The 16,591-nt window shown below is 66.6% G+C and carries 16 protein-coding genes; 3 read left to right on the top strand and 13 right to left on the bottom strand.

The window, feature by feature from the left end; translation table 11 throughout:
• From ACEU5R_RS30225 to flgB, 12 genes are all read right to left on the bottom strand, one after another.
• A partial coding sequence (locus tag ACEU5R_RS30225) for a Tar ligand binding domain-containing protein (RefSeq protein WP_392413486.1) occupies window positions 1–1,122 on the bottom strand: 1,122 nt, incomplete at its 3' end.
• 138 nt (window positions 1,123–1,260) lie between these two features.
• A complete protein-coding gene (gene flgL / locus ACEU5R_RS30220; RefSeq protein ID WP_103274030.1) occupies window positions 1,261–2,514 on the bottom strand; it encodes a flagellar hook-associated protein FlgL in 1,254 nt (417 codons plus the stop codon).
• Window positions 2,515–2,571: 57 nt separating this feature from the next.
• Window positions 2,572–4,248, bottom strand: coding sequence for a flagellar hook-associated protein FlgK (gene flgK / locus ACEU5R_RS30215; protein WP_103274029.1), 1,677 nt, complete (start codon window positions 4,246–4,248; stop codon window positions 2,572–2,574).
• Between the two features lie 72 nt (window positions 4,249–4,320).
• The gene (gene flgJ / locus ACEU5R_RS30210; RefSeq protein ID WP_392413484.1) at window positions 4,321–5,292 is read right to left on the bottom strand and encodes a flagellar assembly peptidoglycan hydrolase FlgJ; all 972 of its coding nucleotides are present in this window, start codon (window positions 5,290–5,292) and stop codon (window positions 4,321–4,323) included.
• A 112-nt stretch (window positions 5,293–5,404) separates the two neighbouring features.
• Window positions 5,405–6,532 carry a flagellar basal body P-ring protein FlgI gene (locus ACEU5R_RS30205; RefSeq protein WP_392413482.1) on the bottom strand — a complete coding sequence of 376 codons (1,128 nt, stop codon included), beginning with the start codon at window positions 6,530–6,532 and terminating at the stop codon, window positions 5,405–5,407.
• A gap of 154 nt (window positions 6,533–6,686) precedes the next feature.
• Window positions 6,687–7,376 (bottom strand): flagellar basal body L-ring protein FlgH, encoded by a 690-nt coding sequence (locus tag ACEU5R_RS30200; RefSeq protein WP_103274026.1) that lies wholly within the window; start codon window positions 7,374–7,376, stop codon window positions 6,687–6,689.
• Complete coding sequence (gene flgG / locus ACEU5R_RS30195; protein WP_103274025.1) at window positions 7,376–8,161, bottom strand: flagellar basal-body rod protein FlgG; 786 nt, start codon at window positions 8,159–8,161, stop codon at window positions 7,376–7,378. Before flgG ends, ACEU5R_RS30200 begins: the two co-directional genes overlap by 1 nt.
• A gap of 57 nt (window positions 8,162–8,218) precedes the next feature.
• Window positions 8,219–8,983, bottom strand: coding sequence for a flagellar basal body rod protein FlgF (locus ACEU5R_RS30190; RefSeq protein WP_212317853.1), 765 nt, complete (start codon window positions 8,981–8,983; stop codon window positions 8,219–8,221).
• A gap of 173 nt (window positions 8,984–9,156) precedes the next feature.
• On the bottom strand, window positions 9,157–10,656 hold the full coding sequence (locus ACEU5R_RS30185; RefSeq protein WP_103274023.1) for a flagellar hook-basal body complex protein: 1,500 nt from the start codon (window positions 10,654–10,656) through the stop codon (window positions 9,157–9,159).
• A gap of 90 nt (window positions 10,657–10,746) precedes the next feature.
• Window positions 10,747–11,445 carry a flagellar hook capping FlgD N-terminal domain-containing protein gene (locus tag ACEU5R_RS30180; RefSeq protein WP_103274022.1) on the bottom strand — a complete coding sequence of 233 codons (699 nt, stop codon included), beginning with the start codon at window positions 11,443–11,445 and terminating at the stop codon, window positions 10,747–10,749.
• Between the two features lie 54 nt (window positions 11,446–11,499).
• Window positions 11,500–11,919 carry a flagellar basal body rod protein FlgC gene (gene flgC, locus ACEU5R_RS30175; RefSeq protein ID WP_103274021.1) on the bottom strand — a complete coding sequence of 140 codons (420 nt, stop codon included), beginning with the start codon at window positions 11,917–11,919 and terminating at the stop codon, window positions 11,500–11,502.
• Between the two features lie 156 nt (window positions 11,920–12,075).
• The gene (gene flgB / locus ACEU5R_RS30170) at window positions 12,076–12,483 is read right to left on the bottom strand and encodes a flagellar basal body rod protein FlgB (protein ID WP_103274020.1); all 408 of its coding nucleotides are present in this window, start codon (window positions 12,481–12,483) and stop codon (window positions 12,076–12,078) included.
• Window positions 12,484–12,667: 184 nt separating this feature from the next.
• Between flgB and flgA the strand changes: the two genes are divergently transcribed.
• From flgA to ACEU5R_RS30155, 3 genes are all read left to right on the top strand, one after another.
• Window positions 12,668–13,381, top strand: coding sequence for a flagellar basal body P-ring formation chaperone FlgA (gene flgA / locus ACEU5R_RS30165; protein ID WP_392413479.1), 714 nt, complete (start codon window positions 12,668–12,670; stop codon window positions 13,379–13,381).
• A gap of 140 nt (window positions 13,382–13,521) precedes the next feature.
• A complete protein-coding gene (flgM, locus tag ACEU5R_RS30160) occupies window positions 13,522–13,815 on the top strand; it encodes a flagellar biosynthesis anti-sigma factor FlgM (RefSeq protein WP_392413478.1) in 294 nt (97 codons plus the stop codon).
• Between the two features lie 31 nt (window positions 13,816–13,846).
• A complete protein-coding gene (locus tag ACEU5R_RS30155; protein ID WP_392413476.1) occupies window positions 13,847–14,326 on the top strand; it encodes a flagella synthesis protein FlgN in 480 nt (159 codons plus the stop codon).
• 56 nt (window positions 14,327–14,382) lie between these two features.
• On the opposite strand, the gene flhF is transcribed toward ACEU5R_RS30155, so the two are convergent.
• On the bottom strand, window positions 14,383–16,591 hold a 2,209-nt coding region (gene flhF / locus ACEU5R_RS30150), incomplete at its 5' end, for a flagellar biosynthesis protein FlhF (protein ID WP_392413474.1).

The following is a 16,591-nucleotide window of genomic DNA, read 5'->3' as shown; positions in this document are numbered from 1 at the left end:
GATGTTGGTCTGGAACGCAATACCGTCGATCACCGACACGATCTCGGAAATCTTGCGCGAGCTGGCCGAGATCGCCTGCATCGTCGTCACCACTTCCGACACCGCCGAACCGCCGCGTTCGGCCACGTCCGACGCGCTGGCCGCCAGTTGGTTCGCCTGACGCGCGTTGTCCGCGTTCTGCTTGACGGTCGAGGCCAGCTGCTCCATCGAGGCCGCCGTCTCTTCCAGAGAGGCCGCCTGCTGCTCGGTGCGGCTGGACAGATCCGTGTTGCCCGCCGAGATCTCGCGCGAACCCACGTTGATCTCGTCCACGCCGCGCCGCACCGCCGACACCGTGCGCGTCAGGCTCTCCTGCATGCGCTTGATCGCGGCGAACAGCGCGCCAATCTCATTGGTGCTGCGCACCTCGACACGGCCGGTGAAATCGCCGCCGGCGATCTTGTCGAAATGGCCGCCCGCCTCATGCAGCGGACGCAGCACCGTGCGGTTGATGAACACCCAGCAACCCAGCGCCAGGATCACCGCGATCGCCAGCATGGCGATGGTGACCATGCGGGCGGTGTTGTGGTCGCTCTCGGCGCGCGCGGCCAGCGCGTCGGTATGCGCGTCGACGAACGCCAGATAGCCGTCGATCGCTTCGCGGAACTTGCTGTTGGCGGCGCTGGCCGTATCGTTCAGGTCCAGATAATCCTGGATCGCCATGCTGGTCAGCGCGGCGGCCTGGCGCTTGATCACGCCGTCGAATTCCTTGAAGGCGCTCTCCAGCGCCGCGGCCTGCGCTTCCGAACCCGCCAGGCGCGGCACCTTGCGGAAAGTGTCCAGCATCTTGTAGCCGTCCTGCATCAGTCCTTCCGAACGCTTGGCCTGAGCGCCAGCCTGCTCGGTCTTGCCCTGCTGCATGTCCATCAGCGATGTGCTCAGCACCAGCCGCGCGCGCAGGAAAACACTATAGGCGCGGCTCAGCTGCGAGGCCTGGTCGCCATAGGCCTTGTTGATCTGCTCCAGCTTTTCGTTGCTGGAATTCAACCCCAGCCAGGCCACGCCGTTGGAGATGAACATGGCGCCGGTGAACAACACGAGCACCAGGACGATACATGTGCGGACTTTCAAATTGACAAGCATGGAACTTCCGAACGTTAGGCAACGTGAAACTGCGATTTCTCCCGCCGCACGCAGACACGGACGCCCCGGCGTGGCGCCGGCAGCGTCCGTCTGGGCCCTTCGGGCCGCCGGGCACCTGGACCCGACGGGTACTGCGCATTACTTGCGGCTGAACAGACTCGATCCCTGGATCGTCATGAATGCCGCCGACGCGGCCTGCAGCGCGACCTGGCGGAAGGCCAGCTGGCTGGCGCCCGAGTAGTAGTCCAGGTTTTCCAGGTCGGACAGGGACTTGGTATAGGAAAGACCCTTCTGCGAACCGGTAGCGTCCAGCGCCTCCAGCTCATTCATGCGCGCGCCAACCGAGGCCGCCACCGTCAGCACGTTGTCGTAGTTGGTGGACAGCTTCTTGTTGGCGGTGGCCAGGTCATTGGCCAGCTTGGCCAAGGCCTTCTCGTCGCCGGCGATCGGTGAATCCAGCGTCTTGATCAGGTTGTCCAATGTGTTGAACACATCGACGTTGGCCGACTGGATGTTCTCGACATTGATGATGTCGCCGTTCTGCGGCTTGCCCTTGATGACGACGGACACGCCGCCGAAATCGATCGCCGCGCCATCCGTATAAGCGGTGGGGGACGCCGGCGGCGCCGGATTGATGACAGGCGGTGTGGCACCGGACGGATCGGTCGTCGTGACGCGATAGCCAATAGCGCCCGTCGTCGGATCCGCTTCGAATGCCACGCTGAAGTTCTTGCCTACGTTGGCGCCACCCGGCGTGATGGACGCCGTGCCGAACTGGGCCGTGCCGGTATTGCCGGGTGAGGCCGAGCTGACGTAACCCTGCGCGCCGGGGTTCGCCCGGCTGAAGATATCCTTGCCCAGGTCGCTGGTGGACATCTGGCGCGATTGGTCAACCTGGATGGTGCGTTCGCCCGTGGCGCCGCTGTACACGACCTGGCCGGCCGCGTTCTGTACGTAGGGCGCCGCACTGCCCTGATAACCCGAGAACATGTACTGACCGTTGCCGTCTGTACTATTGGCCAGCCCGAGCAACGCCTCGCGAGCGCTCTTGAGCGCGGTGGACAAGGCCTGGCGGTCGCTGTCGGACATGGTGCCGTTGCCGGCCTGCACCACGCGGGTGCGCACCGACTCCAGCGCCGTGGTGACCGAATCCAGAACGTTGTTCTCCTGACCCAGGTTGGTCTTGGCCGTGTTGCGGTTGAGCTGGTAAGTGGCGTTCATGCTCTGCGTCTGCGCCACGTTGATCGACAACGCGGCCGCCAGAGGATCGTCCGCCGGGGTCAGGAACTTGCGACCGCTGCCGATCTGCTCGACCAGGCGGTTCATGTCCGTTTCCTGAGAGAGAACGCCCTTCAGGCCGTTCGCGTACATCATGGAGGTGCTCAGGCGCATGGTGAAGCTCCGAATATCTTTATCTATTGCTTATCGTGTGGCGGGCATCGGCCTCGCTCAGCCCCGCAGGCCCAGCAGCGTATCGAACATGGTGCTGGCCACGTTGATGATGCGAGCGCTGGCCTGATACTGTTCCTGGTACTGCGACAGGCTGACGTACTCCTCGTTCAGGTTCACGCCCGAGACGTTCTGCTGCGCGGCCTTTTTCTGCGTGATCAGGTTGGCCTGCGCGGTGGCGGCCGACTTGATCTGCTGCGTCTGCACACCAACGGTGTTGACCACCTGCGAGAACATTTCGTTGATGCTGGTGGTGTTGCCACCCAGGACCTTGGCGGTCTGCAGCTGCGCCAGCTTCAGGCCGTTCTTGCCATTGGCGTTGCCTCCCGTGGCGTCGGCCAGGGCGATCTTGTTGGGATCGGTGATCACGACATTGAGGTCGCGCGCCGCGTCGCGTGTCGGCGACAGCGACCACTTGTCGCCGGCCTGCGGCGGCGCGGAGATCGTCAGGCGCACGCCCGCCTCGGCGTCCAGGTCCAGCGTGGCGGTCGGCGGCGTGCCGGTGGCCGGGCCGTTGTAGACCTGCGTGCCCTCGGGCATGCGCGTCACCATGTAGTTGGTGCCGTCGAAGGTAATGTCGTAGTCCTTGGCATTGATGTTGCCCACCGTGCCGAAGGTGCCCGAAATCTGGGCGTTGCTCTTGTTCTGCGCATTCGGCACGCCTTGGGGCTGGCCGATGCTGAAGTAGTCGCCACCGGGGTTGCCGTTCTGGTCCAGGCCCAGCTTGTGCTGCGCATTGAACGACAGCGCCAGGCCCACGGCCATCTGGCCAAGCTGGCTCTGCGTCACGTCCAGCGAGTTGGCGCGGAACTGCAGCAGGCCACCGAGCTTGCCGCCGGTGACTTCGGTGTCGCCCAGCTCGACCGTGACGGTCTTGCCGCCGGCACCGGCCGGCAGCGTATAAGCCACCACCGTGCGGCTGATGTCCTTGGACGAGGGCACGGCCTGCAGCGGGTAGATAGTCTGGCCCGACAGCAGCGCCTGGCCGCCGGAAGCCAGCGAGATATTGAGCTTGTCGCCCTGCTCATAGGTGGTGATGCCCACCAATTGGTTCAATTCGGAAACGGCCTGGTCGCGCTGGTCCATCAGGTCGTTGGGCGGCTGGCCGCCGGCCTTGGCGCGGGCAGCCGAAATCTGCTCGTTCAGGTCATTGATGCGGGCCAGGTAGCTGTTGGTCTGTTCGACCACGGTGCCAACCTGGGTGTTCAGGCCCAGGCGCTGGTTCTGCATTTCCTGGTAGGCCGAACGGATCTGGGTCGCCAGGCTGTTGGACTTGCCCAGCATGTCCGAGCGCGCGGCCGGGTCGGCGGGCGCATTGGCGGCCGTGTTCACGCCGGTGAAGAAGCCCGAAAGCGCCGGCGCGATGCCGACGGTGCGATCCGCGAACAGGTTGTTGACCTGCGAAATCTGATCGAACTGCGTCTGCAACTGGGCGCCGCTGCCCTGCGCGCCGACCAGTTGCTTGTACAGGAAGCTGTCGTAGCTGCGCACGACGGTGTCCACCTGGACGCCGCGCCCGATGAAGCCGTTGCTGGTGGCCTGGGCGCCGGCGGTCGAGGTCATGACGCGCTGGCGGTTGTAGCCGACCGTGGTGGAGTTGTTGATATTGTGGCTGGTCGTGGCGATGCCCGCCTGCGCAGCGTTCAGACCGCCCAACGCCAATTTATACAGATTCATGCTGACATCGCCCCGTTTGTAACCGCTGCTGAAGGTGTGGATACCTGCTTAACGGCGAGAATTCGTCAAAATTTAGAGCCCTTCGGGTTTTTGCGTAGATGCGCCGCGCGGCGCGCCCCGCAGCTGATTCATGATGCCAATCAGCTTCTGCGCGTACTGCGGATCGGTCGCGTAGCCCGAGTTCTGGTTGCGGCGCGCCGCCTCGACTTCGTTGCGCGCCTGCGCCACCGTCTCATAGCGCGGACTGTTGCCGATCAGACGCGCGTAGTCGGCGAACGATTCCTCATAAGACGAGTAAGCGCGGAAAGGTTGCGTCACCTTTTTCGCCACGCCGTCTTCGTATTCGGTCGTGAGCACGTGCACCACCTGCCCCTTCCAGCCGGCGCCGGCCTTGATGCCAAACAGGTTGTGGCTGGTGCGACCATCCGGATGCTTGATCTCGCGCTGGCCCCAGCCCGATTCCAGCGCCGCCTGGCCCAGGATCACGCGGGCCGGCACGCCCGATTGCTGCGCCGCCAGGTTGGCCGCGTGCGACATGCGCGACACGAAGCTGACCACATGCTCCGGCGCGCCCTCGGCCGCCGCCATGGCGCGGTCGCTGGCGCGGTTGTTGCGCAACACGCCCAGCAGCGCCGACACCTGGCGCGAGCCGCCCGTGGCGTAGTCCAGATCCGAGCCCTGGCCGATGCGCTTGACGGCGTCGGCCGACAACTCGCCCGGCTTGCCTTGTTTCATCTGCCCCAGGATGGCCTGCGACAGGCCGATGCCCGGCGTGGCCAGATGCAGCGCCAGCTGCTCGTCGGCCATGGATTGCATCATCTGCGACTGCTGTGAATCGAACAGCCCTTCCTTGGGCGTGGCCTCGCGCATGCGCTTGAGCATCATCTGCAGGAACAGCGCCTCGAACTGCTTGGCGACCTGCTTCTGCTGCGCGGTGCCGTCGGGATCGTGCTTGACGTCGCGCTTCAGGTCCGACAGGCGGCCCAGGTCGAAGACCGATTCCTGTCGCCCCGCCCGTCCCGCCGCGCCATTGGTATAGGTCATGACGTCAGTTATCCATTGTGCCCACGGGGCCGCGCGGATCCGGCCTTGCCGGTCCGCTGCGGCGCCCCCTTCGAGGGGGAAGCGCGCAGCGCTTCGGGGGTGGGCTTTTCCATTAAATAATCTCGAGTTCGGCGCGCAGCGCGCCGGCGGACTTCATGGCCTGCAGGATGGCCAGCAGGTCCTGCGGCGTGGCGCCCAGCGCGTTCAGGCCCTTGACCACGTCGGCCAGGTTGGCGCTGGTGTTAACGCGCTGCAGCGAGCCGTTTTCCTGGCGCACCTCGATCTGCGTGTTCGGCACCACCACGGTCTGCCCTTGAGTGAAGGGCGTGTCGGGTTGTGACACCTGATTCTGGCGGTTGATGATGACCGACAGGTTGCCGTGGGCCACTGCCGCTTCCTCGATCATCACGGTGCGGTTCATGACCACCGAGCCGGTGCGGGCGTTGATGATGACCTTGGCCACGGTGGGCGCGCGCGCCACCTGCACGTCCTCGATCTGGGACAGGAAGCGGGCCTGGGCCGACTGCTCCATGGGCGTGCGCACCTGCACCACCCGGCCGTCCAGCGCGGTCGCCGTGCCCTGGCCGAACTTGCGGTTCAGCGCCGTCACGACGTTCTGCGCGGTGCCGAAGTCGGTGTTGTTCATTTCCAGGTAGATATAGCCGTCACGCGCGAACGTGGTTGGCACGCCGCGCTCGATGATGGCGCCGCCGCTGATGCGGCCGCCGTTGAGCTGGTTGATCTGCACGCTGGAACCACCGGCCGAGGCGCCCGCGCCGCCGACCAGGATGTTGCCCTGGGCGATGGCGTAGACCTGGCTGTCCGCGCCCTTGAGCGGGGTCATCAGCAGCGTGCCGCCGCGCAGGCTCTTGGCGTTGCCCATGGAGGACACCACCACGTCCATCGTCTGACCGGGCCGTGCGAAGGCCGGCAGCGTGGCAGTGACCATCACCGCCGCCACGTTCTTCAACTGCATGTTGCTGCCGGCGGGCACGGTGATGCCCAGCTGCGACAGCATGTTGGTCAGGCTCTGCTGGGTGAACGGCGTCTGGCGCACCTGGTCGCCGCTGCCATCCAGGCCGACCACCAGGCCGTAGCCGATCAGCTGGTTGCCGCGCACGCCCTGGATCGACGCCAGATCCTTGAGCCGTTCGGCCTGCGCCGCGCCGGCGCCGGCCAGCAGGCTGGCCGCGAGGCAGGCACGGGCAAGCAGGCGGAAAAAAGGATTCGAGTATTTCATGTCAATAATCCATAGCCCTGCATGCCACCGGAAATGCGGCCACGACACGCCGGGGCCGTCACGAGCGGGGCCGCGCGGAGCCCGCTTTGCGGGTCCGCGGCGGCGCCCCCTTGAGGGGGAAGCGCGCAGCGCTTCGGGGGTGGGCTTTGTCTCATCAGAAAGGCGAGGCAATCAGGAAGAAGCGCTGCAGCCAGCCCATGGTCTGGACCTCGTCCATGACGCCCTTGCTGCGGTACTCGATGCGGGCATCGGCCACCTGCGTGGACGATACCGTGTTGGTGCCGGTGATCGAGCGCGGATCGACCACGCCCGAGAAACGGACATACTCGCTGCCACGGTTGATCGCGATCTGCTTTTCGCCGGCGACTTGCAGGTTGCCGTTGGACATCACGCCCACCACCGTGGTGGTGATGGTGCCGGTGAAGGCGTTGTTGGCCGTGCTGTCGCCCTTGCCCTGCGACACGTTGCCGCCCTTGGCGTCGGTGTTCAGGTTGGCGTTGGCCCAGCTGTCCATGAAGGACGGCGCCGCCGCGATGCCCAGATTGGCCGAGCCGCTGCGGTTGGTGTTGGTGGCGACGTTCTTGGACGCGTTGGTGCGTTCGTTGAGCACGATCGTCACGATGTCGCCCACGTTGCGCGGACGGCGATCCTCGAACAGCGGATAGTTGCCGTAGGCGGTGGGCTGGTAGATCGAGCCCGTGGGCTGCGCCGGCGTCGAGGGCGGCGGCGGCGGCGCGGCCGTGGTCGGCCCCGTCACCACCGGCTCCGGCGGAATCATGGCGCAACCGGCCACCAGCAAAGCCAGGGCCGCACTCGAAACCAGGCGCAGTACAGACATCGACATCACAGTTGGGTCAGGCGGGCCAGCATTTCATCGGACGTCTTGACGGCCTTGCTGTTCATTTCATAGGCGCGCTGGGTGGTGATCATGTTCACCAGCTCTTCGGCCACGTTGACGTTGGAGGTTTCCACGTACTTGTGCAGGATCGAGCCGGCGCCGTCCACGCCCGGCTGCAGCAGGTTGGCCGGGCCGGAGGCGTCGGTTTCCAGGTACAGGTTTTCGCCGACGCTCTGCAGGCCGGTCGGGTTGATGAAGGTGGCGATCTGCAGCTGGCCGATCTGCACGTTGATGCCGGCCGCGCCGGGCTGGGTCACGGTGACGATGCCGTCGTTGCCGATGGAGATCGACAGTGCGTTGTCCGGCACGTTCATCGGCGGCTGGATCACATAGCCGCTGACCGTGGTCAGCTGGCCGTTCTGGTTGCGCTGCAGCGCGCCGTCGCGGGTGTAGGCCTGGGTGCCGTCCGGCAGCTCCACTTGCAGGAAGCCTCGACCGTTGATGGCGATGTCCAGCTCGCCGCCGGTGTTGTTCAGGCCGCCGGTGGTGTGGATGCGCTCGGTCGCGGCCACGCGCGCGCCGGTGCCCAGTTGCAGGCCAGAGGGCAGCTGGGCGGCGTCGCCCACCTGGGCGCCGGGCTGGCGCAGCGTCTGGTACATCAGGTCCTGGAACACGGCGCGGCCGCGCTTGAAACCGTTGGTCGCGACGTTGGCCAGGTTGTTGGAAATGACGTCCATGGAGGTCTGCTGCCCTTCCAGGCCGGTCTTGGCGATCCACAGCGAACGCATCATGATTTGGTACTCCTGGGTCGGCGGCCCCGGGGCCGCTCGTGCAATGGGTTATTCGGTTCAGGCGCCGGCGGACAGGATGCCGTTCGCGCGTTCGGCGTTGCGGTCAGCGTGCTGGAGCACCTGCATCTGCTGCTCGAAGCGGCGGGCGTTCTCGATCATGCCGACCATGGCGGTCATCGGATTGGTGTTGCTGCCTTCCAGCACGCCGGACAGCAGCCGCAGGGACGGATCCACCTGCGACGGCGGCGCAGGCTGGCCGTTCACCGGCGCCAGACGGAACACGCCGTCGTCGCCGTGCACCAGCTGCGCCTCGGGCAGGCTGGTCATCTTGATCCGGCCCAGGTTCAGGATATTGTTCGGCGCGTCGCCCGCGCCGATGGCGGTGATGGTGCCGTCCGGGGAGATGGTCAGCGCGGCCTGGTCGGGCACGTCGATCACGCCGCCCTGATCGGACACGATGGGCTGGCCCAACGAGGTCTGCAGCTGGCCGTTGATGCCCACCTGCAGGCTGCCGCCGCGCGTGTAGGCCTCGCCCTGGGGCGTCTGCACCGCGAACCAGCCGTTGGAGCTGGCCAGCGCCACGTCCATCTCGCGGCCCGTGGTCTGCATATTGCCCATCTCGAAGTTGTTGCGCGGCGTGGAGGCCACGGTCGAGACGCGCGTCGGCAGGCTCACGCCGTCCGTCACCGGCACCGAGCGGTACATCGCGATCTGCTCGCGAAAGCCCGTCGTGTTCACGTTGGCCATGTTGTTGGCGAGCACGGACTGATGCTCCGTGATCCGCGCCGCGCCGTTCATGGCGGTGTAAATAATCCGATCCATTCGTCTATTCCGTAGCCGCAAACACGACCAATTAACTCAATCACCAAATCAAGAACTCCACCCTCCACCGGCAACCGGTGCCCCTCAATCGGGGCCGCGCGGATCCGGCTCCGCCGGTCCGCCGTCGGCGCCCCCCTGGGGGGGGGAAGCGCCGCAGGCGCTTCGGGGGGGGATTACTTAATATTCATCAAGACCTGCATGATTTCGTTCTGGGTCTTGATCGTCTGCGAGTTCGCCTGATAGGTGCGCTGCGCGATGATCATGTTGACCAGTTCCTTGCTCATGTCCACGTTGGAGGCCTCGGTCGCCTGGCCCACCACCTTGGACAGGCCGTTGTTGCCCGGCTGACCCAGAATCGGCTGGCCGGACGCGCCGGTTTCCTTCCAGGCGTTGTTGCCCACCGGCTGAAGGCCCTGCAGATTGGCGAAGTCGGCCAGCACGATGGTGCCGACGTTGGCGTTCTGGCCATTGGTGTAGCCGGCCATCAAGCTGCCGTCCGGGTTGATGCTGATGCCGCGGAACTCGCCCGAGGTATAGCCGTCCGGGGTGCCCTTGAACGCATACGGGCTGCCGTACTGCGTGGTGCCGGTGTAATTGATGGCGATGTTCAGCGGGTTGGCCGGCGTGGTGGCGCCGCCCGGATTGGCGAAGGTCAGGTTCACCGTGGTGGCGCTGGTCATCATGCCGGCCTTGTTGAAGGTGAACTGCGTCGGGTTGCCCCAGACGCCGCCGGCTTGCGTGGTCGGCGCCATGGCCTGGCCGTCGATCGAATAGTAGACCTCGTAGACGCTGTTGCCCGCGGCGTCGGCGGGGCGCTTGACGAAGTACTGCATCACCTGGTGCGAGTTGCCCAGCGAGTCATAGACCGTCATGGGCGAAGCGTTGGTGTAGCTGTTGGTGAGCTTGGGATCGAAGGGCTTGCCGATCTCGGTCACGGCGGCCGTGTAGTCCTTGTATCCCGGTTCCCGCGTAAGATCGCCCGTCGTGACCGACGCCGGGGTACCTGCACCCGCGATAGTGATCACGTTCGTCCCGGTACCGTAGGTACCATCAGGCGGAGGGGGAGCGTTCCACAGGACCTTGCCTGTGGCATCACGTGTAAAAGTATAGTTGCCCGTAACTCCGGGCGGGGTCGCCGCCGTCAAGGTCACTGTGCCGTTCACGGGAGGAGAGACTACAGTGGTGGTCTGATAAATCACCTTGGCATTGGCGTCCAGGTTGGCCACGCTGGTGGCGGTGCTGGTGGCCTTGGGCGCCACGTTCGCGGTGGGCAGTTGCAGCTCCACCGGGTTGGCGCCGATCGCGTTGGCCGGGTAGCCGGTCAGGCGATAGCCCTGGGCGTTGACGATGAAGTTATTCTTGTCGACCTGGAATTCGCCGTTGCGGGTGTACATCACCCCGCCGCCGGAATCGGTGACGCGGAACATGCCCTTGGGGCCGTCGATGGCGATGTCATATTCGCCCCCGCCGCCGTTGATCGTGCCCACGGTGAAACGCTGCGTGATGCCGGACACCTTCGTGCCCAGGCCCACGCGCGAGCTGGCGTAGACGTCCGCGAACGTGGCCGAGCCGGACTTGAAGCCGACGGTGCCCGAGTTGGCGATGTTGTTGCCGATCACGTCCAGGTTCTGCGCAGCGGCGTTCAAGCCGCTCAATCCTTGTCCGAAGCCCATGTTTTCTCTCGCTGATTCCTAGTAGTCCGAAACCGCCGCGTCCGCGCCGGCGCCTATGTCTACATATATAGAGGGGTACGATTACGGCGCTCAGGCGCCGATCACCTTGCGCACATCCAGCATGCTGGTCTGGCCGTCCAGGCCCAGGTCCAGTCGCAGGCCGTTGGTCGAGTAAGCCACGCTCTTGACCTTGCCGTAGCTCAGCATTTCGGCGGCGACCTTCTTGCCCTCGGCGTCCGAGGCGGTGACCGACACCGTGTAGGCGCCCGCTTCCATCGCCACGCCCGCGTCGTTCTTGCCGTCCCAGTCCAGCGTGTACACGCCGACCTTCTTCTCGCCCAGTTCCATGGTGCGGATCACGGCGCCGTTGGCGTCCGAGATGCGGACCTGAACCTTGGCGGCGTCCTTCTGCAGGTCGATGCCGTAAGGCGTGACCACGCGGCCCTCGGGGTTCTGCGCGTCCACCCCGACCTTGACCTTGGAGCCGGGCACCAGCACGCCCTTGCCGATCATGGCCACGGCGCTCATCGATTGCGACACGTCGATCTGGCCGCCGATCGACAGCAGCGTGTTCTTCAGGTTGGTGATGCCTTCGACCGTCGAGATCTGCGCCAGCTGGGACGTCAGTTCGGCGTTCTGCATCGGGTTCAGCGGATCCTGGTTCTTCATCTGCGTGATCAGCAGCTTGAGGAACTGATCCTGCAGGCCCTTGGCGGTGTTCAGGCCACTGGCGCCGGTCTGCGCCAGGCCCAGCCCGGTCTTGCTGGTGGATTGGTCGATTACGGTCATGAACTCGTTCTCTGGTTATCCCGCGCGGGCGGCGCGGCGCGCGGAAATGGGGGATCAGGATTGGCCGATGGTCAGCGTTTTCTGCATCAGGCTCTTGGCGGTGTTGAGCACCTCCACGTTGGCCTGATAGGAACGCGACGCCGCGATCATGTTCACCGTCTCGGCCACCGGATCCACGTTGGGCATGCTGACGTAGCCCTGCGGATTGGCCATCGGATGCTTGGGGTCGTAGACCATCTTGAGCGGCGACGGGTCCTGGACCACGCCAGCCACGCGCACGCCGCCGATTTCCTGCCCCAGCGCCTGGTTCGGCGCCGGATCGACCTGAAACACGACCTGGCGGGCGCGGTACGGCTGGCCGTCGGGACCGACGACGCTGTCGGCGTTGGCCATATTGCTGGCGGCCACGTTCATGCGCTGCGACTGCGCGTTGAGCGCCGAACCGGCGATGTTGAAAATGCTCAGCAAGGACATTGCCCAATGCTCCCTTAATAAATCAGTAGACCAACATACCCGCGACATACATCACAGGTCTCGCTCCATCCAGGCCACGCGGTGCCGGCTTTGCCGGTCCGCCGTGGTGCCCCCTGGAGGGGGAAGCGCGAAGCGCTTCGGGGGTGGGCTTCACCCCTAGTCTTGAATGGCGGCCATCATGCCCTTGATGCGGCTGGACAGGATCTGCATGCTGCTTTGGTAGTGCAAGGTGTTGTCGGCGAACTGCACGCGCTCCACGTCCATTTCCACGGTGTTGCCGTCCATGCTGGGCTGGTACGGCAGCCGGTACAGCAGGTCGGTCGGGCCCTGCGAGACAGCCTTGGCCGGGATGTGGCGGGCCGAGGTCAGCGTCAGCGAGGTGTCGGCCAGGCGCTTGCTGCCTTCCATGGCGGTCTGCATCGCCGTGCGGAAGTCGAAGTCGCGCGCCTTGTAGTTCGGCGTATCGGCGTTGGCGATGTTGGAGGACAGCACTTCCTGTCGCTGCGCGCGTAGCGACAGCGATTGCTGGAAGAAGCGGAAATCCTCGTTGAGCCTGTCTAGCATCGGAGTGCCTTGTGGAGTGCGTGGCGGTACGGATCTGAAAACAGCCAGGGACGAGGCACGGGCCTTTATCCCATTGAATGACGGCATCATAGGGTCGGGCTGGCCGCCACAATCAGCCAAATAACCCGCCATTTCTCACGCAATTCACGTATTGCCCGGCGAGGCCCGCCTCTACAATGTGCCCATGACGACTCGCTCCCGCCTCGCCGCCCATGCGCTCACCCTCGGCCTGCTGCTGCCGGGGTCCGTGGCCGTGGTCCAGGCACAGGAAGCGGCCTTCCAGGCGCCCGAGGCGATCGCGGCAACCGCGCTGTCGTATCTGCGGGAGCAGCTCTCGGCCCTGCCCGGCCAGCCGTCCATCACCATCGACCCGCCCCGCAACGAGCGCCTGACGCCTTGCGATGTCATGTCCCCGTTTTTGCCGTCCGGCATGAAGCCGCGCTCCCGGATGACCGTGGGCATCCGCTGCACCGCGCCCAAAGCCTGGACCGCCTATGTCCAGGCCAGCGTCAGCGTGCCGGGCCAATACTACGTCGCCTCGCGCACCATCGCGGCCGGCCAGGCATTGACCCCGGCCGACCTGGCGCCGCGCGACGGCGACCTGGTCGCCCTGCCCCCGGGCGCGATCACCGACCCGGACACGGTGGCCGGCATGACGGCGGCCTATCGGATCACCGCCGGCCAGCCGATCAAGGGCGCCGCCCTGCGCAACGCCCAGTCCGTGGTGCGCGGCAGCAACGTCCGGATCAACGCCGTCGGCAAGGGTTTCATGGTCAGCAGCGAGGGCCAGGCGCTGGACAACGCCGCGCCGGGCGCCACCGTGCAGGTGCGGATGCCCAGCGGGCAGGTGGTCAGCGGCGTGGTCCGCAATGCCGGGCTGGTTGAAATGCACTTGTAGGCAAGGATTGCAGGGAATGTTACATATCGCGTTGCGCCGGCGGGCCGGCTACCCTAAAGTTCCTTCCGGCCCTGTCGTTACAGAGGCATGAGTAGGCGGAACCGTCGCGAATCGACCCGGGACGCCCTGCGGAGATCATCTTGAAAATCAACTCGACCACCAACCGGCCCATTTCGGCCGACGCCGTCGGCGCCCGCCCCGAATCCGCGGCCGCGCAGGCCTACGGCGCCGTTGCCGGCGGCAGCGCCAGCAGCTCGCAAGTCGCGCTCAGCTCGGCGTCGCGCAAGCTGCTCGCGCTGCAGGAAGGATCGAATGACATCAACGTCGAACGCGTGGCCGCCATTCGCGCCGCCATCGCGTCGGGACAGCTGAAGATCGACACAGGCCGCATCGCCGACAGCCTGATCGCCAGCGCCCGCGACCTGCTGAAATAGCCTCTCTCTTCACGTCCGCCATCCTGACATCATGAGCACCGTCGAATCCCTGCAAGCCTGCATGAAGCAGGAAGACGCATTGATCACCGAGTTCGCCGCCATCCTGGAGGCTGAAACCGAGGTGCTGGTGGGTCCTGGAGACATCGACGCGCTGCATGACATCACCGAGCGCAAGAGCGGCATCGCCCACAAACTGGTGGAATTGAGCCAGAAGCGCGATGCCTTGCTGGCCGAGATCGGCCTGCCCGCAGGCCATGCCGGCACCGAGCAGGCCGCCGCGCAGCACCCGCAACTGGCGGGCGTATGGCAGGCCCTGCTGAGCAAGTCGGAGTCCGCCAATGAAATCAATCTGCGCAATGGCGCCCTGATCGACGTGCACCTGCGCTATACCCAGCAGTCGCTGGACGCGCTGCGCGGACTGGGCGGCGGGCCGGCCAGCACCTCGACCTACGACGCCCAGGGCCGCGGCACGCGCAGCGCCCCGGGCCGCAAGCCCATCGTCGCCGGCTGAACGCCGGGAGCGACGCACCCCTTCCTTTTTCCCTGCCTCATTGCCAACGGCGCGCCTCAGCCGCCGTCGGCCATCTCCAGCATCGCGTACATCTTCAGGAGCGCCACCGGCAGCATGCGGCCGGTCAGCTTGACGCGATCCACGCCCGCCACGCCCGACAAGGGCCCCCTGACCACCTCCGCCGCCGGCGAATGCGCCAACTGCCAGCAGGCGGCGGCCAATTGGCCGGCCATCAAGGCCTGGCGCGCCAGCGCATGGGCGCCATCGACGGCCGGCAAGGCCTGCCAGGCATTGGCCATGTAGCGGAAACCGGCCTTGGCCTCGTCCTGCAGCACCAGCCACCGCGCGACCGTGCCGGCATCGGCCTGCGAAGCCGGCAGATTGGTCAGGCCGAAGAACTGCGCCGCCACCTCGCCGCTGACCGTATCGATCAAGCGCGCGCACACCAGTCGCATCGCAGATTCGCCGGCCCGGCCCGGCAACCCGATCTCGGTGCCCGAGGCCCAGAGCGCCAGCGGCGCCGCGCGGCCGCCGGCCACCGGACGCAGGCCCGGCATGTCGCCGGGCTGCCCGACCGGCAGATAGCCCACACTCTTGCCCACGGCATTCAGATTGGTCGGACACTCGTCCTGGATCACGCGCAGGCCGCCCGGACTGCGAGCCACCCAGGACACGCCCTGTTCCGTGAGCGCCGACCAGAGCGCCGAGGTGCCCGCCTCCAGCATGTGCACCAGCGGCACCTGGCCCAGCTGCCCGCCCAGCCAGCGCACGCGCGCCTCCAGCGCCGCGGCCGGATCCGGCTGCGCGGCCGCGCCCGGCGCGAACGAGGACAGCATGCCGTGGGCCAGCGCCAGCTGCTGCGCCGGCGCAGCCAGCGCGGCGCCCCGATCGCTCATCAGCATGGAACCCAGCAGCGTGCCTCCCGGCAGGTTGTCGCCCTTCATGCCGACCTTGCCGTGCATCACCAGCAGATGCCGCCCGCAGACGGCGGAGAATTCGCGCCGCGCCATCGCCAGCGGCTCGTCGGCCAGGGCCGACAGGCTGGAACCCGCGCCGTCGCTGACATACTCGCGCCAGGACGCGCGCGCCCGGGCGCAGGCCAGATCGCTGTCCAGCCAGTTCAGCGTGTCGTCCAGATTCTGCGCCGCCTCCACCGCCGCGGCCCCGCCCTGCGGCCGCAGGATGGCCGAGGCCAGCAACTGCCGACGCCGCGCCGGGTCGACGGCCGGCGTTTCCTTGGCCGAGGACCACAGCGACGCCAGGTCCGCCTCGCTCGGGGTGTAGAGCGCGCGAGCGCGCTCCACCATGGCGAAGGCGCGATCGATCAACGCGTCGGGGCGCGCCAGCTCCAGGTGCTCGGGCACCTTCTGGCCGACCGACATGTAATGGATCGGCAGACGGTGGCGGATGGCCGTGTCCAGCGCCGCGCCCAGGCGCGAGGCTTCGTCCAGCTTGGTGATGATGCAGCCGGCCACGTCCTCGCCCACGCCATTGCGGTAGGCGTGCGCCACCTCGTCCAGCGTGTCGCCCTGGCTGGCGGCGTTGAGCACCAGCAGGCGGCGCACCGTCTTGCCGGCGTCGCACAGCATCGCGGCCTGCTCGGCCACATGGCGATCGCGCTGGCTGATGCCGGTGGTGTCGATCAGCACGATCTTGCGGCTGCCCAGCTCGGCCAGCAGGCGACGCAGCTCGCCGGCGTCGCGCACCGAATGCGTGGGCACGCCCATGAGGCGGCCGTAGATCTGCAACTGCTCCAGCGCGCCGATCCGGAAATTGTCCGTCGTCAGCATGGCGACCTGGTCGCGGCCCTCGCGCGCGACGCAGCGCGCGGCCAGCTTCGCCAGGGTGGTGGTCTTGCCCACGCCGGTGGGACCGACCAGCGCATACACGCCTCCGCTCAGGAACGTATCCTCCGAGCCCAGCACCGGCAGGTGCGTGACCAGTTCGTTGCGCGCCCAGGCCAGCGCGGCGTCGGCGTCCAGCCCCTCGGGCATGCGCTCGACCAGCGTGCGGACCAGCTTGGTGCTGAAACCCGCGTCCAACAGACTACGGAACAGCGCCGCGCCGGCCGGCTCGCGGCCGGGCCCCTGGCGGCCGCCCCAGAGCAGGCCGTCCATGCGGCTTTCCAGCGCGCCGCGCAAGGCGCTGATCGCATTCTGCAGGCCGGCGGCCGTGTCGGCGGGCAAGGTCCCCGGCGGCAACGCCAGTCCCTGCGGCATCGGCGCATCGGGCATGCGCGCCATGGGCGCGGCGGGCGGCCGGGGA

This window comes from Achromobacter sp. 413638, from assembly GCF_043119405.1.
Lineage (GTDB): Bacteria > Pseudomonadota > Gammaproteobacteria > Burkholderiales > Burkholderiaceae_B > Achromobacter.
Note: the sequence above shows the minus strand (reverse complement) of the source record. Positions and strands in the feature narration are given on the sequence as shown.

Coding starts and splice junctions, on each gene's coding strand:
- ACEU5R_RS30180 (WP_103274022.1), bottom strand. CDS start 11,445: ATGACCGTAATCGACCAATCCACCAGCAAGACCGGGCTGGGCCTGGCG.
- ACEU5R_RS30185 (WP_103274023.1), bottom strand. CDS start 10,656: ATGGGCTTCGGACAAGGATTGAGCGGCTTGAACGCCGCTGCGCAGAAC.
- ACEU5R_RS30205 (WP_392413482.1), bottom strand. CDS start 6,532: ATGAAATACTCGAATCCTTTTTTCCGCCTGCTTGCCCGTGCCTGCCTC.
- ACEU5R_RS30190 (WP_212317853.1), bottom strand. CDS start 8,983: ATGGATCGGATTATTTACACCGCCATGAACGGCGCGGCGCGGATCACG.
- flgB (WP_103274020.1), bottom strand. CDS start 12,483: ATGCTAGACAGGCTCAACGAGGATTTCCGCTTCTTCCAGCAATCGCTG.
- flgK (WP_103274029.1), bottom strand. CDS start 4,248: ATGAATCTGTATAAATTGGCGTTGGGCGGTCTGAACGCTGCGCAGGCG.
- flgJ (WP_392413484.1), bottom strand. CDS start 5,292: ATGACCTATACCAATGGCGCGGCGGGACGGGCGGGGCGACAGGAATCG.
- ACEU5R_RS30200 (WP_103274026.1), bottom strand. CDS start 7,376: ATGTCGATGTCTGTACTGCGCCTGGTTTCGAGTGCGGCCCTGGCTTTG.
- flgG (WP_103274025.1), bottom strand. CDS start 8,161: ATGATGCGTTCGCTGTGGATCGCCAAGACCGGCCTGGAAGGGCAGCAG.
- ACEU5R_RS30155 (WP_392413476.1), top strand. CDS start 13,847: ATGAGCACCGTCGAATCCCTGCAAGCCTGCATGAAGCAGGAAGACGCA.
- flgA (WP_392413479.1), top strand. CDS start 12,668: ATGACGACTCGCTCCCGCCTCGCCGCCCATGCGCTCACCCTCGGCCTG.
- flgL (WP_103274030.1), bottom strand. CDS start 2,514: ATGCGCCTGAGCACCTCCATGATGTACGCGAACGGCCTGAAGGGCGTT.
- flgC (WP_103274021.1), bottom strand. CDS start 11,919: ATGTCCTTGCTGAGCATTTTCAACATCGCCGGTTCGGCGCTCAACGCG.